This window comes from Methylocystis sp. Uni0008, assembly GCF_056838045.1.
In genome coordinates this window covers 2,732,033-2,756,627 of sequence record NZ_CM166370.1, presented here as the reverse complement: position 1 = coordinate 2,756,627, position 24,595 = coordinate 2,732,033, and the positions used below count along the sequence as shown (strand labels likewise).

The window sequence follows — 24,595 nt, the reverse complement described above, 5'->3', positions numbered from 1 at the left end:
AGATTCCATGTTTCCGACCGGCCTGCTGCGCGGCGCATCCGCCGTCGCCCTCATTCTGTCCTTCGCGGATTCGTGCGCCTTCGCGCAACAGAGTCTGCCGACCATCGATATTGGCGGCTCCAAGCCGCGCGTCCCCGGACGCGGCGGCGGACGCGCGCAGTCTGCGGCGACGGCGCCGGCGCCCATCACATGGTCGCAGACGGGCGGAGGCGGCGGATCGCTGACAGTGCCGTCGGTCGCTCAGCAGCGCCGCGAACTCGAACGCACCGTAGGTTCGGTCGCGTTCGTCGACGCCAATACGCCCGCCATTCAAACCCGCTACGTTCACGACCTGCGCGACGCGCTCAAGGACGTTCCGGGCGTCTATGTCGAAAGCCGCTATGGGCAGGAGCTGCGTCTTTCGATCCGCGGCTCCAATCTGACACGCGACTTTCATCTGCGCGGACTGGAGTTGCTGCAGGACGGCATTCCGATGAATTACGCCGACGGCGGCGGCGACATGTATCAGATCGATCCGAAATATTTCCGCGCGATCGAAGTCATGAAAGGCGGCAACGCCCTCGCCTATGGGTCATCGACGCTCGGCGGCGCCATCAATTTCATCTCGCCCACCGCATACACCGCGCTCGCGCCAAACATCGTGTCGCTCGAGGGCGGCAGTTATGGAACCGTGCGCGGCCAGGCGCAGATGTCGCGCATCATCGGCAATTTCGATTTTCTCATCAACGGCACCTTCACCCACGCCGACAACTACCGAAAACATTCGACGACGGACTACACGCAGCTCAACGGCAACATCGGCTATCGATTCTCCAACGATCTCGAAACGCGGTTCTATTTCGGCGTCTACGACACCTGGCAATTGCTGCCGGGGCAGCTCAACCAGTTCGATGCGCGCAACAATCCGCGTTTGTCTCTGCCGCCGTATCCGCCTGGTTTCGGACCGGACGGGTTCGGCGCCAATCAGGCGAGAAACGTCAAGAACTGGCGCATTTCGAACAAGACCACGATCCTGAGCGAGTTCGGCCGCATCGACCTCAACAGCTGGTACACGCACAATTATCTCTATCATCCGATTTTCGTCGTCATCGAACAGGAAGGCGGGACCTGGGGAGTCACCCCGCGCCTCACCTCGAATTTCCTCGTCGACGGCCACCCCAATGAACTCATACTTGGCGGCCGCGCGTGGGGCGGATCTTCGAGCGACAATTGGTTCGACAACTACAATGGCATGCGGCTCAATCCCTATGGCGTGATCCCCGCCAATTTCGCCAACGCGCAATTCTCCTTCCCGCCCTATTCGTTCAACGGCCTCGCGCAATTTGGCGCGGCGAATTCATGCTTCGGCTTCTGCGGCCTGTTCATCAATCCGGGCTTGGATCCGCGTATCCGCAACAACCGCGCAACGGCGCTCAATCTCGAAGCCTATTTCGAGGATCGCCTGCATATCGCGCCGCAGCTCATTTTCATGTTCGGCGCCAAGCTTTTCGCCGATACACGCCGCTATGCGGTTCTCGGCGGCATTCCATTCGAGCCGGTTCCCGGCGTATCGGACAAGGTTTACCGCGGCATCGTGCCCAAGGTCGGCCTGATGTACGAAGCAACGCCGGACATTCAATTCTTCGCCGACATGACCGGCAGCCGCGACGTGCCGGACTTCATTGATTTGACGCAAGGCGTGTTTCCGCCGCCGCGCGACGGCACGACCTTCACGCCGCTCGCCGCGCAGAAGGCCTGGACCGGGGAACTCGGCGCGCGCGGCAGATGGGATCGCTACACCTGGGACGTGACTTTCTACCATTCGGAACTGCAGGACGAACTGCTGAAGTTCACCACCAATCCCGGGCTCGGCATCCCCGCGACGACCTTCAACGCGAAGCGCACCATGCATCAGGGCGTCGAATTCGCGGCGAGCGCGGAACTCCTGCGCGATATTTTCGCGCCCGATTCCGGCGACGCGCTGAAGTTGTCGCAGGTTTGGACCTGGAACGACTTCCGCTTCGTCGGCGATCGCGACTTCGGCGACAATACGCTGGCCGGCATTCCGCGCCACGTCTTGCGCACCACGCTGTCCTATTGGCGGCCGGCCGATGGCCTGTATTTCGCGCCGCAGATCGACTGGGTGCCGGCGGGCGCCTTTGTCGACTACGCCAATACGCTGCAGGCGCCGGGTTATGTCCTGTTCGGCGTTCAGACCGGCATGAAGCTGCCCTACGGACTCTCATTCTTTGTCGAAGCGCGCAATCTCACCAATCGCCACTACATCAGCGACGTGACCACCATCGTCGACGCCCGCGGTCTCGATCCGCGCGTCTTCTATCCGGGCACGGGACGCGTGATCTACGGAGGCCTGCGGCTCGCCTTCTAGCGGCGCTTGGGCGATCGGCGCGGCCGCCCCTATATAGGGTTGGGCGCGCCGGCCGCCTTCGCCGGTCCGATCAGGGCGCACTGCTTGTCGATACACGCGACGCCGGAAAATCTCGCCGCCAGTCGGGAACGCGCGCCGATGCTGCGCGTCGAGGCTCTTCGAAAATCCTATCCCACGCCGCAGGGCCGCATTCCCGTCCTCCACGGCGTGGATTTCATGTTGGACGCCGGCGCCAGTCTGGCGCTGACCGGCGAGTCCGGCAGCGGCAAGAGCACGCTCCTCCATCTTGTCGGCGCGCTCGATAACGCCGATTCCGGCGAAGTCATCCTCGACGGCGTCGCGCTGACGCGTCTGTCGGAAACCGCGCGGGCCGCGGTTCGACGAGAGAAGATCGGCGTCGTTTTCCAGCAGTTCAATTTGATTCCGAGCCTGACCGTCGCCGAAAACCTCGGCTTTCAGGCGCGACTGGCCGGGCGCTACGATCCTGTCTGGGAGGAAGAGCTTACCGATCGTCTCGGCCTTGCGGCGCTCGCCGCGCGCTATCCGGAGGAGCTTTCGGGCGGACAGCAGCAGCGCGTCGCCATCGGCCGCGCGCTCGCCGTGCGCCCGAAGCTCCTGCTCGCGGACGAACCGACTGGCAATCTCGACGAAGCGACCGGCGACGCCGTCATGGCGCTCGCGCTCGACCTCGTCGCCGCGACCGGCTGCGCCTTTCTGATGGCGACGCACAGCGAGCGACTCGCCGCCCGGCTGCAAGGCCGCATGCGGCTGGAATCGGGTCTTCTGGCGGCGCAATGAGAGAGACGCTCTGGACGCTTGCCGCGCTGATCAGCCACTGGCGAAGACGCCCGGGGAGCCTCTTGACGCTCATCGGGGGTCTCGCGATCGCGACCGCCTTGTGGAGCGGCGTGCAGGCGCTGAACGCGCAGGCGCGCGACAGCTACGACGCCCCGGCGGCCGCCGTTTCCGGCGGCGGCGCGAGAACGCTTGTCGCCGCGCGCGGCGGCCTGTTCGATCAGGAATTCTTCGTTAAGCTGCGGCGCGCCGGCGTGAATGTCTCGCCGGTCCTCGAAGGCGTGGTCCGGATCCAGGAGAAAAATGTCCGGATCATCGGCGTCGATCCGGTGTCGCTTCCGGGCCGTTCGACGATCGCGCACATGCGCAAGCGCGGAGACATATTCGAGGATTTCTTCTCGGGACCCGGCCGCACCTTCGCCGCGCCGGAGACCTTGCGCAAGCTCGATCTCGCCGAGGGCGCTGAGCCGCGAACCGAGCGTGGCCAGCGACTGCCGCCGCTTGCCGCGCTCGCCGAAGCGCCGCCCGGCGGCGTCATCGTCGACATCGGCGTGGCGCAGCGCCTGCTCGATCGACCGGGCAAACTCTCCCGCCTCATCATCGCCGACGACGAGGCGCTCGACGAGGAGCGTCTCAAGCGTGTCAGCGGAGAAACGCTGCGGCTTGTCGCGCCGGACGAAGAAAGCGATCTCAACCGGTTGACGGACAGCTTCCATCTCAATCTCACCGCCTTCGGCTTCCTCGCTTTCGTCGTCGGGCTGTTCATCGTCCACGCAGCTTACGGCCTCGCCTTCGAGCAGCGCCTGCCGACCTTGCGCACGTTGCGCGCGCTCGGAGTCGCCCCGCCCCATCTGATCGCGGCGATGGCGTGCGAAATCGCCGTCCTCACCTTCGTCGCCGGCGGCGCCGGCGTCATCGGCGGCTACGTCATCGCGCGGGCGCTGCTGCCCGATGTCGCAAAAAGTCTCGAAAGCCTCTACGGCGCGCAAATCTCGGAAAGCCTTGCGCTCGATGCGCGCTGGTGGATTTCCGGGCTCGCCATGGCCGGAGCGGGCGCGGCGCTTGCGGCAGCGGGCGGCCTTACGAAGGCGTTGCGGCTGCCGGCGCTGTCGGTCGCGCGTCCAATCGCGTGGCGCGCCGCGCATCACCGCTATCTGCGACGGCAAGCGGCGCTCGCGGTCCTTGCCCTTCTGGCCGCGGCTTGCGCCTACGGCTTCGGCGACGGCCTCGCAGCCGGATTCGCCGTCATCGGCTTGGCGCTCCTCGCCGCCGCGCTTGCCCTGCCAATCGGGCTCGCCGGCGCGCTTGCGCTCGGCGAACATGTCGCGCGCGGGCCGCTCGCCCGCTGGTTCTTCGCCGACGGACGGCAGGAAATTTCCGGCCTCTCGCTTGCGCTGATGGCGCTACTGATCGCGCTTGCGACCAATATCGGCGTCGGCGGCATGGTCGAGGGCTTTCGTCAGACATTCGTCCGGTGGCTCGACGAACGCCTGGTCGCGGAAGTCTATTTCGAAGCCGCAACGCCCGCCGATGCGCGTGACATCGAGGCATGGGCGCGCGCGCGGCCCGAGATATTCGCGGTCCTGCCCATCTGGCGCGCGAAGACGCGCATCGGCGGATGGCCGGTCGACGCGATCGGCATGACGCCTCACGAAACCTATGCGGCGCATTTTCCGCTGATTGAGGCGACGCCCGGCGTGTGGACGGACTTGCACGAGCAGGACGCGGTGCTCGTCAGCGAGCAATTGGCGCGCCGGCTGGGCGTCGCCGTAGGCGCGAGCCTCGACGTTCCAACGTCCGGGCAGGACTTGCGCGCGCGCGTTGTCGGCGTCTTCCCCGATTACGGAAATCCCAAGGGCCAGCTGCGCATCGATCACGAGAAGCTGAAGCGCTATTTCGCCGACGCCTCCGGAATCCACTACAGCCTGCGCGTCGCTCCCGACGCTAGCGCGCGCGTCATCGAAAACATCCAGGCGCGCTTCGGCGACAAGATTGCGCGCATCGTCGATCAAGCCGAAGTCAAGGCGCTGTCCACGGACGTTTTCGAGCGCACGTTCACCGTGACGGCCGCGCTGAATACGCTCACGCTGATCGTCTCCGGCGTCGCGCTGTTCGCGAGTCTTCTCACGCTCAGCGATATGCGGCGCGCGCGCATCGCGCCGGTCTGGGCCTTGGGCGCGACGCGGCGCGAGCTGGCGACATTGGAGATGATCCGCGTCCTTGCGTTCGCCGCCGGCGCGGCGGTCTTCGCGACGCCTCTCGGCCTGTTCATGACCTGGTGCCTCGTGGCGATCGTCAATGTCGCGGCCTTCGGATGGCGGCTTCCGTTCCATATGTTTCCGGCGCAGTGGCTTGCGGTTTTTCTTATCGCGCTATGCGCCGCGTTCCTGGCGGCGCTCATACCCGCCGTTCGGCTCGCGCGCGCCGCGCCCACCGAACTGCTCAAGATTTTTTCCAATGAACGCTAGACGCCCGAACCTTCCGCCCGAACGCCTTCGCGCGAGAGTCTCGCGGCGGTCGGCGCTGCTTCTCGCGCTGTCCTCGAGCGGCGCCCTGGCGCAGGGTTTTAGCGGTCTGGGAGGAGAAGCGCCGGGCTTTGCGATTCCCCACCCCGGAACGCCTCTCCTCTTCCCGAAAGACCACGGCGCGCATTACGACTTCCGCACCGAATGGTGGTACGTCACCGCGACTCTCGCCGATGCTGATGGCGCGTCTTATGGCGTTCAATGGACGCTTTTTCGTTTTGCATTGAAGGCCAACGCGGCGCGCGCCGGCTGGGATGACCGCAATGTGTGGATGGGCCATGCGGCGGCCACGAGCGCCAGCGAACATCTGTTCGCGCAGAAATTCGCGCGCGGCGGAATTGGTCAGGCGGGCGTCGAGGCCGAGCCTTTCCGCGCCTATATCGACGACTGGGACCTCGTAACGCGCGACGAGGCGAGAGGCGCCGGGATCGATCGGCTGCGCGTCAGCGCGCAGAGCAAGGATTTCGCCTATGCGCTCGATCTGACCGCAACAGGACCGATCGTGTTGCAGGGCGAGGGCGGCTACAGCCGCAAATCGGAGGCCGGACAGGCCTCCTATTACTACAGCCAGCCGTTCTTCAAGGCGGAAGGCTCTGTTTCGATCCGCGGACGCAAAGCGCAGGTCTCCGGCCTCGCCTGGATGGATCGAGAATGGTCCAGCCAGCCGCTCGGCCCCGATCAGAAAGGCTGGGACTGGTTTTCGCTCCATTTGGATGGCGGCGCCAAGCTGATGCTGTATCGCATGCGCAGCGTCGAGACGCCGCCCTTCCTTTTTGGAAACTGGATCGACGCCAAAGGCGCAACCTCGCCGCTCATCGGTAAAGACATCACGCTCGAACCTTTGGAGACGGCGCGGATCGCGGGACGCGATGTGCCGGTCCGCTGGCGCGTGGGGATCGAGAGCCGCGGCGTAAACATCGAGACACGGCCTCTCAATCCGGAGAGCTGGATGGCGACCGAACCCGCCTATTGGGAAGGGCCGATCCGTTTCACCGGCACGCACAAGGGCGAAGGCTATCTCGAAATGACGGGCTATTGAGACTCGATCGCCATCCGAAAGAAGCTCGCGAAAAAGCCCCTGGTTTCTCTCAGCTTTCTCAAATGGACGGCGGCGAGTTCCGACAAGCGCCGTTCGCCCGCGCGGGTGATGACGACGAGCGAGCGGCGGCGGTCCTTTGGGTCGGTCTTTCGCCTGACAAGCTTGGCTTGCGCCAGGCGGGACACCAGCTCCGCCGCGCTGTGATCGCGGATCATCAATTGTTCCGCGAGTTCGCCGACGCTGATGTGTTTCGCGCCGCGGTGAGTGCGCACCACAAGCAGCGCCTGATACCACTGCACGGTGACGCCATGGTCGGCGGCGACCTGTTCGCTGAACGCAAGAAACTTGCGCAGGGCATAGCGAAAATGGGCCAGCGCCACGAGATCGTCTTCGCTGGGCGGCTTGCGCTGCGCCGCCGCCGGCGGATCGTAAAGACTCAAGTGAAACCCCTTGTCCCCGGAGTCGCGCTCGCGTCGCGCGACTCGTTTGGAGCGATGAAATAATGCGCGCGCCATATTGGAGAACCAATCCGGTCAGCGTCGGAGCGCGCTTTATAAGCGCGCGATGAAGTCGTCAATCTGTGAAACGAAAGTATCAACCTTGGTTGCGTCTCCCCCGCCGATGCGGCCAAGCGCCGCGCGTCGGCGCGGCGATTGCGACGCTGAATAGTCGCGGACCGCTTGCAGCCATCCGTGACCGTCGAAGGGATCGACATAGTCGATCGCGTCGCCGCCGACTTCGCGGAACGCTTCGATATCTGAGGCGATCACCGGCGTTCCCGCGGCAAGCGCTTCGGCGACAGGCAGACCGAAGCCTTCCGCGCACGAGGGCATGAGCAACGCGCGCGCTCCGGCGAGCAGTCTGCGCAGTCCCGGCGTGGAAAGTCCGCCCGCCTCTATGACATGGGGTCGCAGCGCGACGCTACGTTCCAGGAGTTCGATCACGGCGGCGTTGAGCCAGCCGCGCTTGCCGACGATGACGAGCTTTGGCGGAGCCGGCTCCTGCGCAAGCGCGCGCCAAGCGTTGAGCAGCGTCAGATGATTTTTGCGCGGTTCGATCGTGCCGCAGACAACAAAATAGTTCACGCCTTCGAGCGCCGCGGGCGCAGCGACTTTCGACGAAAAGACCGGCGACACCGGCAGGCGCGCGACGCAGATCGGCAGCTCCGACCTTCCGCATTCGGCGGCGAAGTGACGAAGGCGTCTGGCGACCGTTTGCGAGCCAACGACAGCGCCAGCGCCATAGCGGCAGATGTTGATCATGCGCCTGGGATGCAGCATCGCTTCTCTCGCGCGAAAGAACTCCGGCGACTCAATCGGAAGAAGGTCGTGCACGAAGAATACAGGCTTTATGTCTGGCCGCGCTGTCAGCCAGCGCACATACCAGCTTCGATCGACGAGAAATTGCGTGGCGTTGAAATAGACGGCGCCATGCGGCGCCTCGCGCAAGGATCGGCCAAGATGAGGCGCCCACCGCCGCATCGCTCGCCAGTTTTGCTCAAGGAAAGAGAGATTTATCGGTTTCTTGGCGCGCGCCGTCGACGACTGCGCCAATCCGTTCGATCGGAGCGCCGCCACGACCGTTCGATAGACGTCGTCATGCTCGGCGTCGCCGTCCTCGCGCCAAAGATTCTCGACGCCTCCGATCGTTTCCAGCGCGCGATCCGGATCCGCGAGGCGAGGTCCGATCGCCGTGCAAATCAGCGCGCCACGCTCTCGGTCGCGCGCAAGAAAATGGCGCGCGAGAGCGAAGTCGACGCGATCAATCCCATTGGGCGCAGCATTGAGCGCGCGGGTAACGATCCGCGTGACGTCGTAGACGATAGGGCGGCGCGTCGCTTCCGCCGGCGTCGACGTCAATTGCGGCACTTCGACTCGTCCAAACGACATCGCCATGCCTCGATCGCGGCGTTCGCCTCACGGACAGCCCGTTCCGTCTCTCTTTCGACACACTCCCGGTAGCGAAAGACCATCTTTGTGAAGAGTTGCACTTCTTCATCACAGGCGGCCATCGCCAAGGCGGCGACGGAGGTTTCGATGCAGGCGGGACGGGTTGGCGGCGCGCAATAGGTGAAGCCCCGGAAGGCTTGCGCCGCGAGCGGCTGCGCCCGCGAGGCGAATGTTCGAACACGGCGGAAGAGGACCTCCCGGAGAGGGCCGGGAGTTCACGCGGGCCAAGGCAATATGCCGGCTATATGGCGGAAATGCCATCGGTTTTCTGAACGATCCTAAAAATTTCACCAATATGTGCGAATGGTTAATCGGACCTCGAGAATCGTCGATTTTCAATTAGTTTTGTCGAAGGTCCGCAGTGAAAGCGCCCGGACGCGCGCCTCGAGAAGACGCTCGAAGTCATCGGCGCTGTGGCGCGCGCCTTCGGCGCCGCGAAATACGAAAACGCCGTCCGGCGCGACAATCAGATCATTGTAGCGAAGCGTTGGATCGTCGAGCGTGGCCGAGAGCGGCTGCGAGTCGATAGGATTGCGCGGGCGCGCCGGCTGTCGGTCGCGAAACGCGGTCTCCGCGCGCGCCGCGAAGGCTTCATAGCGCTCCCGCGCCGCGTCCACCCTTGCGCGCCACGCCGAGCGCGCGGCGTCGACGGCGTCTTTGGCTTCCACGGGCGCAAGAGAAGGGGCGCCGGAGCGGGCGTTGGCGCTTGCCGCGAACGCTCCAAGCAGAAATCCGATGATGGCCGTTGAGAGGAGAGCGGCGCGCATGAAAGGGAAATGCGTCCGCCTGACGAAAAGTTCCGCGCCGCTTGGCGGCGTTAGTTGTCTCTGCTCCGCGCCGAAGCGGAGGCGGCTGCGATCTTTCGTCCGTCCTTGAAGAGCTTGCCGAACAGGCCGACGACCGCCACCAGCGCCAGACCGATAATCGCGACGTCGATCGCCGGCAAAGGATCGTGCTGACTTTGCGGAACGCCGAGCGCGATGGCGGCGAAGGGCCAGAACGCCAGGAGTATCCGGAACTCGGTCACGCCCAGACCGATATAGGCCATCTGCTGAACATGGCGGGTCGCGGCGCGGATGTAGGCATAGGAAGAGAACAGCAGGTAGCAGACGAGCACCGCCGCAGCGGCGCGCAGCGTCAGAAACGGCGAGAATCCATAGGCGACGATCAGCAGTATGTGCGAGAAGAGTTCGGAGACGTGGTGCGCCATGCCGGCGCCCGGCAGTTCGCCGCCGCGCAGGCGCGCCAACGGCAGATCCGTCGTCAATCCGTACCAATTGACGAGCATCGCCGGCGGCACGAGCCAGACCAACTCAGGCCATGAACGGCAGCCGACCAGCGCGACCGCCGCGAGCGCGGCGCCACAGGCGCCGATCATCGACAGATGCGCAGGCGCGATCCAGGTCGGGGCCGCGCGCGCCATGCGTTGGACGAGGCGCTGTTCCGCGGCGAAGAGGAAACTCTGGCCGCGCCCGGGCGCGCCGCCTAACCGCCTATCGCCCGCCTCGCCGAGATTCATGACGCGCATGCCCCTGCTCTCAAATCAGACAAACGGCGCCCCGGCCGTTGACAATACATCGCGCTGAAATCTACCCGGTTGCGGCGCTGCTGCAAGTCGTCGATGATCTGCGGCCAGCCGTCGCATGGCGATTATCTCAGCGAAATTCCTCAAAACTTTGGCGAAGCGCGTTCGCCGCAGAGGCAGGGCCCGCCTCTTCCGCAACGCCCGATCCGGAGATTCTTATGTCGGAAAAGATCGTTGGTTCGAAGGATCAGGGCGCGCTGCGGCTGCTGATGAACCGCCCGGAGAAAAAGAACGCCCTCGATCGCGAGATGTATCGCGCCCTGATCGCGGCGCTCGCAGCGGCGGCCGACGACGACGCCGTGCGCGCCGTCGTTTTCGCCGGCGCAGGGGGGAATTTCACGGCGGGCAACGATCTCGCCGACTTCCGCGACTACGCCCCGAACGCCGAGACTTTTCCGGCGCTGGCCTTCATTCGGGCGGCGGCCGCCTTCGAAAAACCGCTCGTCGCCGCCGTTACCGGCGACGCCGTCGGCATCGGAACCACCCTGCTCTTCCATTGCGATCTCGTCTTCGCGAGCCCCGACGCCCGCTTCAAAATGCCGTTTATCGACCTCGCGCTGCCGCCCGAAGGCGGGGCGAGCCTGCTGGCTCCGGAACGCTTCGGGCTCGCAAAGGCTGCGCAATATCTCCTGCTCGGCGACGGCTTCGACGGGAGTGAGGCGCTGCGGCTTGGCCTCGTCAACCAACTGGCGCCGGCCGAAGCGGTCCTCGATCTCGCCATGGACGCCGCGCGGCGCCTCGCGGCCAAGCCGAGGAAAGCGCTGCTCGCGGCGCGGCGGCTGATGCGGGGCGACCCGAAAGACATTCTCGCCCGCATCGATGCTGAGGCGGCGCTCTTCGCGCAAGCGCTGACGTCGCCGGAGGCGCGCGAGCGCTTTGCCGCCTTTTTTGCATCGCGAGCGGGGTGACCTTCAGCGCGACGCGACCTTCGCCGCTTGCGTCGCGGACAGGCTTCTCCCAAATAATAAGTCGGACATACGCGCCTGCGCCACGAAGGGCGGGCGCTCACATGGGCTGATCGGAGAATTATGCGCGATCCTTACGACGTTCTCGGCGTGCCGAAATCGGCGAGCCCCGCCGAAATCAAGAAGGCCTATCGCCAGCTCGCCAAGAAGTTTCACCCTGACCGCAACAAGGACGACGTGAAGGCCAAGGAGCGCTTCTCGGAGATCAACTCGGCTTACGAAATCGTCGGCGACGAAACGAAAAAGGCGCAGTTCGACAAGGGCGAAATCGGACCGGACGGCAAGCCGCGTTACACCGGCTTCGAGGGCTTCGGCGCAGGCGCCGGCCCAGGCGGGTTCACCCGCGGCTGGCGCACCGGCGGCGCGCCCGGCGGCGGCGCGCCGGGCGGCGAGCAGCATTTCGAGTTTCATTTCGGCAATGAGGCGGCCGGCGGGCGCGGCGGATTCGACCCTTCCGACCTCTTCGCCGATCTCTTCGGCGGCGGCGGCCGCCGTCGCGCCGGGCCGCAGCCGACGCGCGGCGATGACGTCGTCGCGACAGCCACGGTTCCGCTCGAGACGGTGGCGCACGGCGGTTCGGCGCGGGTCATCCTGCCCAGCGGCCGCACGCTCGAAGTCAAGATCCCCGCGGGAATCGAAGACGGCAAACAGATCCGACTGCGCGGCCAGGGCCAGCCAGGCTCGATGGGCGGAGAGCCCGGCGACGCGCTGATCACCGTGAAAGTCGCGGCGCATCCCTATTTCAAGCTGGACGGCCGAGATATGCGGCTGGAGCTGCCGGTGACCGTCTATGAGGCGGCGCTCGGCGGACGCGTTCAGACGCCCACGCTCGACGGCAAGGTGGAGCTGACGATCCCGCCGCACTCCAACACGGGACGCGTGCTGCGGCTGCGCGGCAAAGGCCTTCCGGCGACCGACGGCAAAATCGCCGGCGACCTCTACGTCTCCTTGAAGATCGTGCTGCCGGAAACGGCGTCGGGCGATCTCGATGCGCGCATGCGCGAGTGGCGCGACACCCACCCCTATGATCCCCGCGCCAAAATGACGTGACGCCTATTTGGCCTCGGCCGGCGCCGTGACGACCGCTGCGGCGGCCGCTTCCGCGGCGGCCTGCATGACCTCCGGCGGCAAGGCGCCGACGAGCACGAAGGCGAAGCCGCCGGCGCGCCATTCGATCACCGAGACGCCCTGGGCGCGCTGACCGGAGGGCGCCGCGAGCGCTTCCGCCCGCTCGAAATAAAGACCGACGCGCGCGCCGTCGTCGCGCTCATAGACGAGAAACGCCGCCGGCGCCGCGACGCCGGGCGCGACGCGTCCGCCAAGCAGCCGCAATCCGACCCCGCTCAAATCCGGCGCCCGTGAAAACCCCACGCGCTCCTGAAGCCACGCGAGCAGCTCGCCCCGCCGCCCGGCGTCGATCTCGACCGGCCGCACGTCGACGACATAGGTCGCATAAGTCAGCCCGGCGCGTGCGGCGTAACTCGTCGCCGCGATTGCGCGCGTCGTGGGGTTCTGCGCCGGCGGCCGGCTCGCCAGGAAGAGCAGCGCCGCCGCCGCGACGGCCGCGCCGGCGATGAGCGTCAGCAGCGTCGACGCGAGCGCCTGGCGGCGCCGACTGGCGCGGATTTCGTCGAGCTTGCGCGCAGGACGCGGCGCCGCGCCTGGCCGTCCCCAGTGGATGGCGCCGGTTTCGATCGGCCCCTGTCCGGCGGCGGGCGCCGGCGGCCTTGCCGCCGCCTCGCGCAGCGACAGGGGCGGCGGCTCCAGCGCCACCGGTTCGAAAGCGGCGCGCAGCGCCGCGTTCTGGCGCCGCCAGCCTTCGACGAGCGCGGCGTCCTCGGGATGCTGCAGGAGATGGTCTTCGACCTTGCGCCGCCGCTCGGGATCGAGTTCGCCGTCGACCAGGGCGTGCAGGTCGGCTTCTTCGATGAGGGCCGAGGGCGTCATCGCCGCTATTTCACGACCCGCAGATGCGACGCGACGCGACGGCCGCCCTCCGACGGCGCGACCGGCCGCAAGCCCTCGGCGCCGAGCGTCGCGCGGGCGCGCATCAGCCGCGCCAGCGCCGTTTCCCGACTTGCGCCGACGATTCGCGCCGAGGCTTCATAGCCGAAGCCCTCCAGCGAGACGAGCAGCAGAATGGCGCGCTCCTCGAAGGGGAGCGTCGCGAGGCCGTGCACGATAGGCGGGTGGCGCGACGCCGGACCTGGCGCGTTGGCGAGCTTCTTCTGGGCGAGCGTCACAAGCGCCGCATAGGCTTCGATTCGCGCCTCGGCGAGATCGGCGGGGCGCACCTCACGCGTGCGGATTCGCGCGCCAACCGACTGCAGCGCGCTTTGCACGAGATCGTCGGCAAGCGCCGGACCTGCGCCGGCGCAAAGCGCGCGCGCATAACGTCGCAGGGCCGGAGTCGCTCCGCCCAGTCCCGCGATGATATCGGCTCTTCTGCCCATGCGGCCGCCTCGCTCGGTCTTCTCGCCTGTCTGCGAAGCCAATGACGTTTCCTATGGGATGATAGGGCAAAGCCGCCCGATTGGCTATGCTTGGCCGCTCTGGCGCGTTGGATTTCGCCTCCGCTGAGCCTGTGGCGCGAGGGTTTCCTTTGCGCCCAAAGCAGGCTAAAGGGCGCGAGCCGCCGAGCAGATTTCACGCCCAGGAAATAGACAAGCATGACCGATCAAGCTGCGCCCGCCGCCCTTTTCGCCGGACTGCTCAAGGGAAAGAAGGGGCTCATCCTGGGCGTCGCCAACAATCGCTCGATCGCCTGGGGCATCGCCAAGGCCTGCGCCGACGCCGGCGCCGAACTCGCGCTCACCTATCAGGTCGAGGCGCTCGAAAAGCGCGTGCGCCCGCTCGCCGCCGAGATCGGCGCCACGGTCGTCGGCCGCTGCGACGTCGCCGAACCTGAGACGATGGACGCCGTCTTCGCCGAGGTGGAGAAGCTCTGGGGCAAAATCGATTTCGTCGTGCACTGCCTCGCCTATTCCGACAAGGACCAGCTCGACGGGCGCTATGTCGAGACGACGCTGGAAAACTTCCAGATGTCGCTCAACATCTCCTGCTACTCCTTCACGGCGCTGGCGCAGCGCGCCGAGAAATTGATGACGGATGGCGGCTCGCTCCTCACGCTCACCTATTACGGCGCCGAGAAATGGATGCCGCATTACAATGTGATGGGCGTGGCGAAAGCGGCGCTTGAAGCTTCGGTGCGCTATCTCGCCGCCGATCTCGGCGTGAAGAACATCCGCGTCAACGCGATTTCCGCCGGCCCGATCAAGACCATGGCGGCGTCCGGCATCGGCGACTTCCGCTATATCCTGCGCTGGAACGAATATAATTCGCCGCTGCGCCGCGTCGTAACGATCGAGGAAGTCGGCGAGACGGCGGTCTATCTGCTGTCGCCGCTGGCGCGCGGCGTCTCCGGCGAAGTGCTGCATGTCGACGCCGGCTATCATGTCGTGGGCATGATGAATCCGAGCGCCGCGCCGAAAATGGCGGACTTGCTGGCGCTGCTGCCGCAGGAGAAGTAGCCGCGCTTCCCGCGCCATGCCCGCGCGCGTCGCGGGCATCCACGACTGGACGCGCCCTCTACAGAGTTATGCCAAATCGGTCGAGCGGCTCGGATGTCATTCCCGACGCGCGAAGCGCGATCGGGAATCCAGAGTAAACCCAGTATTCTTGGATTGGCTCTGGATTCCCGGTCAGGCCTTCAGCCTGCCGGGAATGACACGGCCCAAGCGAACGGATCAGCCGAATCCGTACTATTTGCCTGGAAGAGCTTTATCGCTAATTTTCATTATCGCCACGCCGCATTGTTGAATGTCGAGTTATTGTCATGAAGAAGAAAGCGAACCTGCATGTTGGCTCGACCTTCGAGAGCTGGCTGGACGAGCAAGGCTTCCGCGAAGAAGTCACCGCCGGCGCTATCAAGGAAGCACTTGCCTCGCAGCTCGCCGCCGAAATGAAGAAGAAAGGCATCACCAAGGCGCGCATGGCTGAAATGATGGAGACCAGCCGCGCAAATCGACCGCTTGCTCGACCCAAAGAATAGCGGCGCGACGCTCGAAACGCTTATACGAGCGGCCAAAGTGCTCGGCCGTCAGTTGCGGTTGGAATTGGTGTGACATGCGCTGACTCGCCGCTAGCGCACAAAAGCCCGCGGGCTTCACCAGAGGCACCGCTACACAAGTCGATTGATGCCTCTCAGAGGAATCGCAGCACCGGGGCTTTTAACCGTGACTAAAAAACCTGCCAGAGTCCGGATCACCCAAAAAAAGACCGTGCACATGTATGCGGAGCTTTGGCACGCATCGAAGTGCGTCCTGGAGCGCGGTATTGAGAACGAAAAAGGCTCCTCCTGGCAGTTTCTTTCTAGTGTCCTGATTCAGAAGTTTCTATCCAGCTTTGGCTTGGAGGTCGAGGGTGCGACGGCAGAAGCGTTCGATGGAGGCCAGAATGTCGTCGGCTGACTTGGTCCAGCGCAGCGGCTTCGGATCAGCGTTCTGTTGGGCGAGGAAAGCCTTGATGGCGGCGATGAGGTCTTTGACGGACTTGTGCGCGCCTCGCTTGATCTGCTTTTCGGCCAGCAGCGCGAAGAAGCGTTCGACCTGATTGATCCACGACGACGATGTCGGCGTGAAATGCATGTGCCAGTGGGGCCGCTTGGCGAACCAGTTGCGGATCACTTGCGTCTTATGGCTCGAAGCGTTGTCCATCACGACGTGAATGTCGAGGCCGGCGGGAACGTTGCTCTCCACTTCGTCGAGAAACTTGCGGAACTCCTGCGCGCGATGGCGCGGCATGCATGTGCCGATCACACTGCCAGCCTTCACGGTCGTCTCAGCCGTGACAGCAGCGATGAAGCCGGCAAAGAGCGTCGTAGTGCCGTGGCGGTCGTAGTCGTGCGTGCGCCGCTCGACTTGTCCAGGGCGCATCGGCAGCAGCGGCTGCGTTCGATCAAGCGCTTGTATTTGGCTCTTTTCATCCACGCATATCACCAGCGCCTTGTCGGGCGGATCGAGATAGAGGCCAACGATGTCGCGCACTTTCTCGACGAACTGCGGGTCGGTCGAGAGCTTGAAAGTCTCGGTGCGATGCGGCTGTAGGGAGAATGCACGCCAAATGCGATGAACCGACGAAGTCGACACGCCCGATGCTTTCGCCATGCCGCGCGTGCTCCAGTGCGTCGCGTTCTTGGGCTGCGTTTCGAGTGTCCTGGTCACGATCTCCTCAACGCGGTCGTCGCCGATCTTGCGTGGCGCGCCACAGCGCGGCTCATCGTCGAGACCATCGAGACGGTGCTTGGCGAAACGCTCGCGCCATGTGCGCACGGTCTGCCGCGTTACACCGACCGCAGCCGCGATCTCGCAGTTGTTGAGCCCGTCAGCGGCCCGCAACACGATCTCCGCGCGTTGCGCATGCCCACGCGCCACCTTGCGTCGCCGGACGAGCCTTTTGAGGTATTCCCGTTCGTTCTCGCTGAGCTTAATCTTGCTCGCTTTGGTCGCTCCGTCCCTCGCCATGCCGCCCTCCCGAATCCCGCCTGGGCCGAAGGAATCACAATCGCGAAAACGTGGCTAGTAATTTCTGGGACAGGACACTAGTATCGTTCTAACTGCATTCGCGTTCGAGGCTTATCTCAATCACGTCGGCAACAGCTTGCTTACTTGTTGGGAAAGCGTGGAGCCCTTACCGCCGCCAAAGAAATTCAACCTAATCTGCGAACTTCTAAAGGTCGAATTTCCAGGAGGCGCTGGCAAACGGCCTTTGCAAACACTCACCCAACTGCAAGATTTCAGGAACCTAATGGCTCACGGTAAAACTGAGCAGATCGAACCTAAGCCAATTCTATGTGACGCTAAACATGCAGATACTCGGCTGGGCCAAAAACCTCTCGCGAAGTGGGAACGCCTTATTCAAACCAAGGACTTTGCCGAACGCGCGCGCATCGATGTTGAAGAGGTTCTGAAGATAGTACATGCTGCCCGTCCAAAGCCAAAAGAATGGCTGTTTTCGTTTGGTGTCGGGAGTGGCAGCGCGGTCATCGTCGAGAACGATGAACAGAAGACCGTTCAAGACTAAGCTCCTACAAGGTCGCAAAATGCCTTAAACGGCTCGCGAACGGCACGTCTGGGGCCCTTCTCACACCCCCGCGGGCTTGCTCACCACGTCACCAGCAAATCGCCGTTGCCCAAGAGCCGCTTCGCGCCGCGCTGACATTCCTCCATCGTCACGGCGGCGATGAGGCCGTTGCGCTCGTCGAGGAAGCTCGGCTCGAATCCATCGAACTGCAGATCGACGAGCAGGCTCGCGATCTCCGAAGGCGTCGCAGCGCAACGCATAGGGGCGGTTAACTAGCTTGTCGGTCCTCCACCGTGTCTGAGGTCCGAAAAGGGCGGTCGCTGTCGCGGGATCGGTGAAGGGCTTCCTCATCCTGAGGAGCGTGTGAAGCACGCGTCTCGAAGGACGAGGAAGCCCGTTTTCGCGTATTTTTCCTCACCCTCGTCTCTTCGAGACGCCGCCTTCGATCTCGGGCCTGCCCGAGATCGACATTAAATTCGCAAGTCGGGTAAACCCGACTTGCGGGCGGCTCCTCAGGATGAGGGTGAGGAAAACAATTCTCTCGACGGCTCGTCTACCCCGCCGGGTCCGCAAATCCCCGTTGGCGTAGCAGCGGCTCCACCGTCGGCATCCTTCCGCGGAAGGCGACATAGGCGTCCGCCGCGTCCTGCCTTCCGCCCGCGGCGTAGATGTGATCGCGTAGGCGCTGCGCGACCTCGGGCGCGAAGGGGTCGCCCGTCTCCTTAAAGGCCTCGAAAGCGTCGGCGTCGAGCGTTTCGGCCCAGAGATAGCTGTAGTAGCCCGCCGAATAGCCGTCGCCGGAGAAGATATGCGAGAAATGCGGCAGGCGGTGCCGCATGACGATTTCCGGCGGCATGGCGATCCCCGCGAGGCTGTCCGCCTCGAAGGCGCCCGCGTCGAATTCCGCCCCGACGCTTTGCGCATGAATGTCGAGATCGACATGGGCGGAGGCGCAGAATTCGACCGTCGCGAAACCCTGATTGAAATGGCGCGCGGCGGCGATGCGCGCGACGAGATCATCGGGTATGGGCGCGCCGGTCTCGGCATGAATCGCGAACTTCTTCAGCACCGCCGGCTCCAGCAGCCAGTGCTCGTAAAGCTGCGAGGGTAATTCGACGAAATCGCGCGCGACATTGGTCCCAGCGACCGAAGGATAGGTCACGTCCGACAGCATGCCATGCAGGGCATGGCCGAATTCATGGAACAGCGTGCGCGCGTCGTCGAGGCTGAGCAGCGTCGGCGCGCCATCGGCGCCTTTGGTGAAATTCATCACATTGACGATGATCGGCCTGGTTTCGCCAACGAGCTTATGCTGCGCACGGAAGTCGGACATCCAGGCGCCGCCGCGCTTCGACGGCCGCGCAAAATAATCGGCGAGGAACAGCGCCACATGCTTGCCGTCGCTGTCCAGCACATCGAAGGCGCGCACATCCGGATGGTAGAGCGGCAGGCCCTTCTGCTCGACGAAGCGGAGGCCGAAAAGCTTTTGCGCGACATCGAACGCCGCGGCGATCATGTTGTCGAGCTGGAAGTAGGGACGCAGCGCGGCCTGATCGAGGTCGTAGCGCTTCGCGCGCACGCGCTCGGCGTAATAGCGCCAGTCATGCGCCGCGACGGTGAAATTCGCGCCCTCTTCTTCGGCCATCGCCTGGATCTGCGCGCGCTCCTCGGCGGCGCGCGTCAGCGCCGGCGCCCAGACGCGACCAAGCAATTCGCGCACGGCGGCCGGCGTCTTCGCCATCGTGTCGTCGAGTTTGAAAGCCGCGAAACTGTCGAAGCCGAGCAGCTTCGCGCGCTCTTCGCGCAATTGCAGGATTTCGCGAATGAGCGGGCGGTTGTCGGTTGCGCCTGCAGTCTCGCCGCGGCTGGCCCAGGCGCGAAACACCGTCTCGCGTAGATCGCGCCGCGTCGAGCTTTGCAGAAAGACTTCAGCGCTGGAGCGCGACAGCGTCACGCCATATCTGCCGGGCGATCCACGCTCCGCCGCAATGCGCGCAGCGGCGGCGCGAAAGTCCGGCGAGAGGCCGTCGAGATCGCTTTCGTCGAGCAGCAGCAGCCAGGATGATTCATCGGCCAGCACGTTCTGCGAAAACTGCGTCGAGAGGCCCGCCAGCCGTTCGAGAACCGCCTTGAGACGCGCCTTGTCCACGTCGTTCAACTTCGCGCCTGCGCGCACGGAGCTCTTGTAAGTCAGTTCGAGAACGCGCCGCTGCTCGGGCGTCAAATCGATCGCTCCGCGCGTCTCGTAAAGCGCCTCAATCCGGGCAAACAGCGCGGGATTCATGGAGATGTCGCTGGAGTGACGCGAGAAGGCGCCGGCCATATCGCGCTCGATCGCCTGCAGCTCGGGCGTCGTGTCGGTGGCGGCGAGATTCCAGAACACCGCGCCGACATCGGTGAGAAGTCGCCCCGCCCGCTCCAGCGCGCCGATGACATTGTCGAACGTCGGCGGCGACGGGTCGTTGGCGATGACGTCGATCTCGGCCTTGTGCTGGGCGAAGGCCGTCTCGAACGCCTCACGGAAATGCGCGGGCGCAATCGCGTCGAAAGGCGGCAGGCGGAAAGGGCCGCTCCAGGCCCTAAGGAGAGGATTATCCATGACAGTCTCTTAGCAAGACGCCGACCAGCGGCGGCGTGGCCGGCCGCTTAAACTCCCTCGGGCTTGCCCACGATCGTCACCAGCAGACCGCCATCGCCGAGGAGCCGCTGCGCGCCGCGCTGACAATCCGCCATCGTCACGGCGGCGATGCGGCCGTTGCGCTCATCAAGGAAGCTCGGCTCGAATCCATCGAGCTGCAGATTGACGAGCTGGCTCGCGATCTTCGTCGACGTGTCGAAACGCAGCGCATAGGAGCCGGTGAGGAACTTCTTGGCCTTGTCCAGTTCGTCCTCGGTCGGACCCTCGGCGACGAAGTTTCTGAACTCTTCCTCAATGACGCCGATCGCTTCGCCGGCGCGCTCGTTCTTGGTCGCGGCGGCGCCGATCAGCATCGGGCAATGGTCATATTCGTTGAGATGCGAATAGACCGAATAGGCCATGCCGCGCTTCTCGCGCACCTCGCGGAATAGCCGCGAGGTGAAGGTGCCGCCGCCCAGAATGTGATTGGCGACGACGACCGCGTAATAGTCGGGATCGTGCTTGGTGATCGAGGGACGCCCGAAGCGGATGGTCGATTGCGGCACGTCGAGATCGATGATCTTGCGCATGCCGACATTGGCGACTTCGATCGGCGGGACGGGCGCGAGATCGTTTTGCAGCGCTAAGCCGCCGAATGTCGCGTCGAGGAGTTCCGAGAGCGTCGTAGCGTCGATGGCGCCGACGACGCCGATCTTGAGATCACGCCGCGCGAAGAGCCGCTCGCGCAGGGCGATGAGGTCTTCGCGCGTCAGCGTGTCGATCGACGCGAGATCGCCGCGGACCGGGCGTCCATAGGGATGATTCGGAAACGCCGCTTCGCGAAAAGCCTTGGCCGCGAGGGAGTCCGGCTCATTGACGTCGCGCTTCAATTCGGCGGCGAGCTGGCTGCGCACGCGCGCGACGTCGCCGGCCCCAAGATGCGCGTCGTTGAGCGCGAGCTTTAAGAGGCCGAACGCCTTGTCGACGTTGCGCGAGAGCGTCTGCATGTGGCCCGAGATCGCGTCGCGATCGGCGCCAAAGCCGAGATGGATCGCGAGTTCGTCGATGGCGCGATGGAAGCCGCGCGCGTCATAGGGGCCGGCGCCTTCGTCGAGCGTCGCGGCGAGCAGCGTCGCGAGTCCGGGTTTTTCCGGCGGGTCCTGCGCCGCGCCGCCGCGGATGGCGAATTCGAGCGCGACGAGCGGCACGGCGTAACTTTCGACGAGCCAGGCCTCGAGACCCCCCGGCGTCGTGATCCGCTGCACATGTTCGGCGCGGGATGCGATGGTGACGGTGGGCGCGTGAGCGGTCATATGAGTTCCTAACGGCGGTCGGCAGTCGGTCTTGGGCGAGTCGGTCTTGAGCGGTCGGGTCAGGCGTCGGTCTTATGCCGACGCCCCGACGCGCGCGCCGTCTCAGGCCGGAAGCAGGAAGCCGGTGACGGCCCTGCGCTTGTCGAGCCATTTGCGCGCGGCGTTTTGCACATCCGCGGCGGTCACCTTCTCCATGCGATCGGGCCAGGCGACGACGTCCTCGATGCCGAGGCCGGTGGCGAGCGCTTCGCCATACCAGCGCGCGAGCGAGGCCTGGCTGTCCTGGGCGTAGATCGCGTCGGCGATCAACCGCGTCTTCGCGCGCTGAAGATGCTCGGCGTCGATCGGCTCTTCGGCGAAGCGGCGGAGCACGCCGTCGATCGCGACGTCGAGATCCTGCAGCGCGACGCCCGGCGCGGGCGTCGCATAGACCCACAGCCGCGTATTGTCGACGGCGGAGCCGAGGTAATAAGCGCCGGCGCCGACAGCGACCTTCTCCTCGACGACCAGCGTCTCATAGAGCGCGCTCGTCGGCCCGCCGCCCAGCATATAGGCGAGCGTCTCCAGCGCCTCGGCTTCGCCGGGCTCGGCGGTGGTGTAGGACGGCACGAGAAAGACCTGCTCATGCGCCGGCTGCTCGACCTTTTCGTCGCGCAGCGTCACCAGCCTGTGCGCGCGGTGCGGCGGCTCCTGGGTGCGGGCGCGGCGCGGCGGCGCGGCGCGCGCGGGAATCTTGCCGTAGGTGTCCCTGGCGAGGCGCTCGACGTCATCCGCATCGACGTCGCCGGCGACGATGAGGATGGCGTTCTCGGGCGTATAGAAGCGCTCGTAATAGGCGAGCGCATGCGCGCGATCGAGCCCTTCGATCTCGTGATTCCAGCCGATGATCGGCGTGCCGTAAGGATGATGCGCGAAGAGCGCCGCCTGCACCGCCTCGTCGAGCTGCGCCGCGGGATCGCTGTCGGTGCGCATGCGGCGCTCTTCGAGCACCACGTCGCGCTCGGGATCGACAACATCGTCGGTCAGAACGAGGTTGCGCATGCGGTCGGCCTCAAAGGCCATCAGCGTCGCGAGATGCTCCTTACCGATGCGCTGGAAATAGGCCGTGTAATCATAGCTGGTGAAGGCGTTCTCCTGGCCGCCGAGTTCGGCGACGAGATTGGAGAATTCGCCCTGGGGATGCTTCTTCGTGCCCTTGAACATCAGATGTTCGAGGAAATGCGCGATGCCGGACTGGCCGAGCGGATCGTCGGCGGCGCCGTTCTTGTACCACACCATGTGGGTGACGACGGGCGTCCGCGCGTCGGGGATGACGACGACCTCCATGCCGTTGTCGAGCTTGAAGCTCGTAATGCTCGCGCGCGCAGGCTCCGGCGCGGCGGCGCCGGGCGCGAGCGAAGCGACGGCTGACGCCTTCGTCTCGAATGACATGAATGGCCTTTCCCGCAGCCGCGGCCGCGTATCGGAGAATTGTGTCTCCTATATAGGCCCGAATTTAATTCTTGTCAGAACCTCTCAGGAAGCTCGGCATTAGGTGCGACAAGCCGCTGGCGCTCGTCGGACGCGCGATGGAAGCCGTGGCGTTCGGATCGCCGGTCTGCGCCACAGGATCACTGTCCGTGCCGCCGCCTCGGCCCCAGGACAGAGGATTCCACCAGCTCTTGCCGGATTTCTCTTGGTAGCTGCTGAGGTCCTTCGTCGGCTGGCGATAGCCGTCCGGCGGCTCCACGAGCTTCCGGCGCGGCGGCGCATCGGACTCCGCCGCCGCATTGGCGGTCCGGGCGGACATGACGCGCTGAAGCAGGCCCGGCTCGTCGTCAGTTCCGGGGGCCGCCGTCGGACGCGGACCGCGAATGCGCTCGAGAAGGCCCTTCTTCTTTTCTTCAGGCGGCGCGTCCGGAACATGCGCGTAGCGATCGGCGTTGCGGCGTCGCTCCGTGGCGATTTCGGCCGGCCAGCCGCCAGGCCGCTCGGCCCGCTCGCGCGGCGCTGGAAGGCCTCCCGCGCTCGGCGGCAGAACGAGCTTGGGCCGTTCGCTGTAGTCGATCTTGCCGACGCCCTCGTCCGAGGACGCGCCGACCATTTCCATCATCGTGGTCAATGTGGACTTATCGTCGCCGGCCAGAGCTGGCGCGGCCAGGATCGCGGCGACGCCGGCGAGCGCGTAAAACGCGCAGCGCTTCGACTGGGCAAGCTTCATCTGTCGGACTCCCTCGGGCTCCGGTTGGCGCAGCTACATGGCCGCGACTTGTTGGCGATTTAGTGGCGAAGGCCCGGTTTGAGCCCAAGGGCCGCCTTCAGCCCTCGGCGCGTCGCTCCTGCGGCAGAAAAAACCCTTCGACGATCATGAGCGCCACGCCCGCGGTAATGAACACATCCGCCAGATTGAACACGTAATTGGCCAGCGGCCCGACGGGCAGGCTGGTGTGGAGATAGAAGAAATCGGCGACGGCGCCGCGCGTGACCCGATCGGCGGCGTTGCCGAGCGCCCCGCCGATGATGAGCCCGAGCGCCACGGCAGTAGCGCGGCTTTCCGTGCGAACCATCCAGATCGCCAGACCCGCGATGATCGCGCCCTGGACCGTCAGCATCACCAGGCGGGCCGCAGCCTCCTGCGCCGGAAACAGCGAATAGGAGACGCCATAGTTCCAGGAAAGCACGACGTCCAGAAACGGCGTGAGGGTCATCGGCGGGCGCGCCGCGACGTCAAAAATATGCAGCATCCAGAATTTATGCGCCTGGTCGAAGGCCAGAGCGGCGAGCGCCGCCGTGAGGCCCAGCGCGCGAGGCGACAGGGCGCGCAGGTTGTGATTTAGCGGCAAGCGGCGTCTCCGACCGGGGCCCGCAGCAATAAGGCCGCGTCGGCGAAAAGGAAAGTTTCGCCAGGCCTCCTTCTCTTCGGCCGCGGCTTGACAGGCGCAGGGACCGCTCCTATTTGCAGGGCGCCTGCTGGCACTCACCTCAGGCGAGTGCCAACAAGGCGTTCGCATATCCCTTTTTGGCGGGGCCAGAACCCCGTCGGGTCAGAAAAGGAAAGATTCACTATGGCGTTCCGTCCCCTCCACGACCGCGTCGTGGTCAAGCGACTCGAAGGCGAGGAAAAGACCAAAGGCGGCATCATCATTCCGGACAGCGCGAAAGAGAAGCCGCAAGAGGGCAAGGTGGTCTCCGTCGGCCCGGGCGCTCGCGACGAAAACGGCAAGCTGAACCCGCTCGACGTCAAGTCCGGCGACCGCGTGCTGTTCGGCAAATGGTCCGGCACCGAAGTCAAGATCGACGGCGAAGACCTGCTCATCATGAAGGAAAGCGACATCCTCGGCATCGTCGACTGACTCGACGCCGCCGTTCGCTTCCAACC

At 65.0% G+C, this 24,595-nt stretch carries 23 protein-coding genes; 10 read left to right on the top strand and 13 right to left on the bottom strand.

Annotated elements, in window-relative coordinates:
• Positions 1 to 7: 7 nt before the first annotated feature.
• From AC0X69_RS13780 to AC0X69_RS13765, 4 genes are all read left to right on the top strand, one after another.
• Positions 8 to 2,368, top strand: a complete 2,361-nt coding sequence (locus AC0X69_RS13780) for a TonB-dependent receptor family protein (RefSeq protein WP_482608365.1) — start codon at positions 8 to 10, stop codon at positions 2,366 to 2,368.
• Positions 2,369 to 2,506: 138 nt separating this feature from the next.
• Positions 2,507 to 3,166 (top strand): ABC transporter ATP-binding protein, encoded by a 660-nt coding sequence (locus AC0X69_RS13775; RefSeq protein WP_482613403.1) that lies wholly within the window; start codon positions 2,507 to 2,509, stop codon positions 3,164 to 3,166.
• Positions 3,163 to 5,631: an ABC transporter permease gene (locus AC0X69_RS13770; protein WP_482608364.1), complete on the top strand. Its 2,469-nt coding sequence runs from the start codon at positions 3,163 to 3,165 to the stop codon at positions 5,629 to 5,631. The genes AC0X69_RS13775 and AC0X69_RS13770 overlap by 4 nt, the downstream gene beginning before the upstream one ends.
• A complete protein-coding gene (locus AC0X69_RS13765) occupies positions 5,621 to 6,727 on the top strand; it encodes a lipocalin-like domain-containing protein (RefSeq protein WP_482608363.1) in 1,107 nt (368 codons plus the stop codon). The genes AC0X69_RS13770 and AC0X69_RS13765 overlap by 11 nt, the downstream gene beginning before the upstream one ends.
• Here the strand turns inward: AC0X69_RS13765 and AC0X69_RS13760 are convergent.
• The 4 genes from AC0X69_RS13760 to AC0X69_RS13745 form a co-directional block, all read right to left on the bottom strand.
• Entirely contained in the window at positions 6,721 to 7,242 is a 522-nt protein-coding gene (locus AC0X69_RS13760) for a MarR family winged helix-turn-helix transcriptional regulator (RefSeq protein ID WP_482608362.1), read from the bottom strand. The genes AC0X69_RS13765 and AC0X69_RS13760 overlap by 7 nt on opposite strands.
• Before the next feature lie 36 nt (positions 7,243 to 7,278).
• The gene (locus tag AC0X69_RS13755) at positions 7,279 to 8,616 is read right to left on the bottom strand and encodes a glycosyltransferase family 4 protein (RefSeq protein WP_482608361.1); all 1,338 of its coding nucleotides are present in this window, start codon (positions 8,614 to 8,616) and stop codon (positions 7,279 to 7,281) included.
• A gap of 395 nt (positions 8,617 to 9,011) precedes the next feature.
• Positions 9,012 to 9,443, bottom strand: coding sequence for a hypothetical protein (locus tag AC0X69_RS13750; RefSeq protein ID WP_482608360.1), 432 nt, complete (start codon positions 9,441 to 9,443; stop codon positions 9,012 to 9,014).
• 50 nt (positions 9,444 to 9,493) lie between these two features.
• Positions 9,494 to 10,204 (bottom strand): CDP-alcohol phosphatidyltransferase family protein, encoded by a 711-nt coding sequence (locus AC0X69_RS13745; protein ID WP_482608359.1) that lies wholly within the window; start codon positions 10,202 to 10,204, stop codon positions 9,494 to 9,496.
• Between the two features lie 215 nt (positions 10,205 to 10,419).
• On the opposite strand from AC0X69_RS13745, the gene AC0X69_RS13740 reads away from it, so the two are divergent.
• Together AC0X69_RS13740 and AC0X69_RS13735 are read left to right on the top strand one after the other, a co-directional pair.
• A complete protein-coding gene (locus AC0X69_RS13740) occupies positions 10,420 to 11,169 on the top strand; it encodes an enoyl-CoA hydratase-related protein (RefSeq protein WP_482608358.1) in 750 nt (249 codons plus the stop codon).
• Between the two features lie 120 nt (positions 11,170 to 11,289).
• A complete protein-coding gene (locus AC0X69_RS13735) occupies positions 11,290 to 12,276 on the top strand; it encodes a DnaJ C-terminal domain-containing protein (protein WP_482608357.1) in 987 nt (328 codons plus the stop codon).
• A gap of 3 nt (positions 12,277 to 12,279) precedes the next feature.
• On the opposite strand, the gene AC0X69_RS13730 is transcribed toward AC0X69_RS13735, so the two are convergent.
• Positions 12,280 to 13,173, bottom strand: coding sequence for an anti-sigma factor family protein (locus AC0X69_RS13730; protein ID WP_482608356.1), 894 nt, complete (start codon positions 13,171 to 13,173; stop codon positions 12,280 to 12,282).
• A 5-nt stretch (positions 13,174 to 13,178) separates the two neighbouring features.
• Positions 13,179 to 13,721: a sigma factor-like helix-turn-helix DNA-binding protein gene (locus tag AC0X69_RS13725; protein ID WP_482608355.1), complete on the bottom strand. Its 543-nt coding sequence runs from the start codon at positions 13,719 to 13,721 to the stop codon at positions 13,179 to 13,181.
• A 174-nt stretch (positions 13,722 to 13,895) separates the two neighbouring features.
• Here AC0X69_RS13725 and fabI point away from each other — a divergent pair, with 174 nt between their 5' ends.
• Positions 13,896 to 14,756 carry an enoyl-ACP reductase FabI gene (fabI, locus tag AC0X69_RS13720; protein ID WP_482608354.1) on the top strand — a complete coding sequence of 287 codons (861 nt, stop codon included), beginning with the start codon at positions 13,896 to 13,898 and terminating at the stop codon, positions 14,754 to 14,756.
• 305 nt (positions 14,757 to 15,061) lie between these two features.
• Positions 15,062 to 15,277, top strand: coding sequence for a hypothetical protein (locus tag AC0X69_RS13715; RefSeq protein ID WP_482608353.1), 216 nt, complete (start codon positions 15,062 to 15,064; stop codon positions 15,275 to 15,277).
• A 343-nt stretch (positions 15,278 to 15,620) separates the two neighbouring features.
• Here AC0X69_RS13715 and AC0X69_RS13710 read toward each other — a convergent pair whose 3' ends face one another.
• Entirely contained in the window at positions 15,621 to 16,748 is a 1,128-nt protein-coding gene (locus AC0X69_RS13710; RefSeq protein ID WP_482608352.1) for an IS630 family transposase, read from the bottom strand.
• A 244-nt stretch (positions 16,749 to 16,992) separates the two neighbouring features.
• On the opposite strand from AC0X69_RS13710, the gene AC0X69_RS13705 reads away from it, so the two are divergent.
• Positions 16,993 to 17,307, top strand: coding sequence for a hypothetical protein (locus AC0X69_RS13705; RefSeq protein ID WP_482608351.1), 315 nt, complete (start codon positions 16,993 to 16,995; stop codon positions 17,305 to 17,307).
• A gap of 80 nt (positions 17,308 to 17,387) precedes the next feature.
• On the opposite strand, the gene AC0X69_RS13700 is transcribed toward AC0X69_RS13705, so the two are convergent.
• The 6 genes from AC0X69_RS13700 to lspA all read right to left on the bottom strand — a co-directional run bounded on the left by AC0X69_RS13700 (position 17,388) and on the right by lspA (position 24,059).
• On the bottom strand, positions 17,388 to 17,567 hold the full coding sequence (locus AC0X69_RS13700) for a hypothetical protein (RefSeq protein WP_482608350.1): 180 nt from the start codon (positions 17,565 to 17,567) through the stop codon (positions 17,388 to 17,390).
• Positions 17,568 to 17,860: 293 nt separating this feature from the next.
• Positions 17,861 to 19,906 carry a M3 family metallopeptidase gene (locus AC0X69_RS13695; RefSeq protein ID WP_482608349.1) on the bottom strand — a complete coding sequence of 682 codons (2,046 nt, stop codon included), beginning with the start codon at positions 19,904 to 19,906 and terminating at the stop codon, positions 17,861 to 17,863.
• A gap of 47 nt (positions 19,907 to 19,953) precedes the next feature.
• Complete coding sequence (locus AC0X69_RS13690) at positions 19,954 to 21,237, bottom strand: M16 family metallopeptidase (RefSeq protein ID WP_482608348.1); 1,284 nt, start codon at positions 21,235 to 21,237, stop codon at positions 19,954 to 19,956.
• A gap of 102 nt (positions 21,238 to 21,339) precedes the next feature.
• Positions 21,340 to 22,668, bottom strand: coding sequence for a M16 family metallopeptidase (locus AC0X69_RS13685; protein ID WP_482608347.1), 1,329 nt, complete (start codon positions 22,666 to 22,668; stop codon positions 21,340 to 21,342).
• Positions 22,669 to 22,732: 64 nt separating this feature from the next.
• Positions 22,733 to 23,437: a chromosomal replication initiator protein DnaA gene (locus AC0X69_RS13680; protein WP_482608346.1), complete on the bottom strand. Its 705-nt coding sequence runs from the start codon at positions 23,435 to 23,437 to the stop codon at positions 22,733 to 22,735.
• Between the two features lie 97 nt (positions 23,438 to 23,534).
• Positions 23,535 to 24,059 (bottom strand): signal peptidase II, encoded by a 525-nt coding sequence (gene lspA, locus AC0X69_RS13675; protein WP_482608345.1) that lies wholly within the window; start codon positions 24,057 to 24,059, stop codon positions 23,535 to 23,537.
• A 222-nt stretch (positions 24,060 to 24,281) separates the two neighbouring features.
• Here lspA and groES point away from each other — a divergent pair, with 222 nt between their 5' ends.
• Positions 24,282 to 24,569 (top strand): co-chaperone GroES, encoded by a 288-nt coding sequence (gene groES / locus AC0X69_RS13670; RefSeq protein ID WP_482608344.1) that lies wholly within the window; start codon positions 24,282 to 24,284, stop codon positions 24,567 to 24,569.
• Positions 24,570 to 24,595 lie beyond the last annotated feature (26 nt).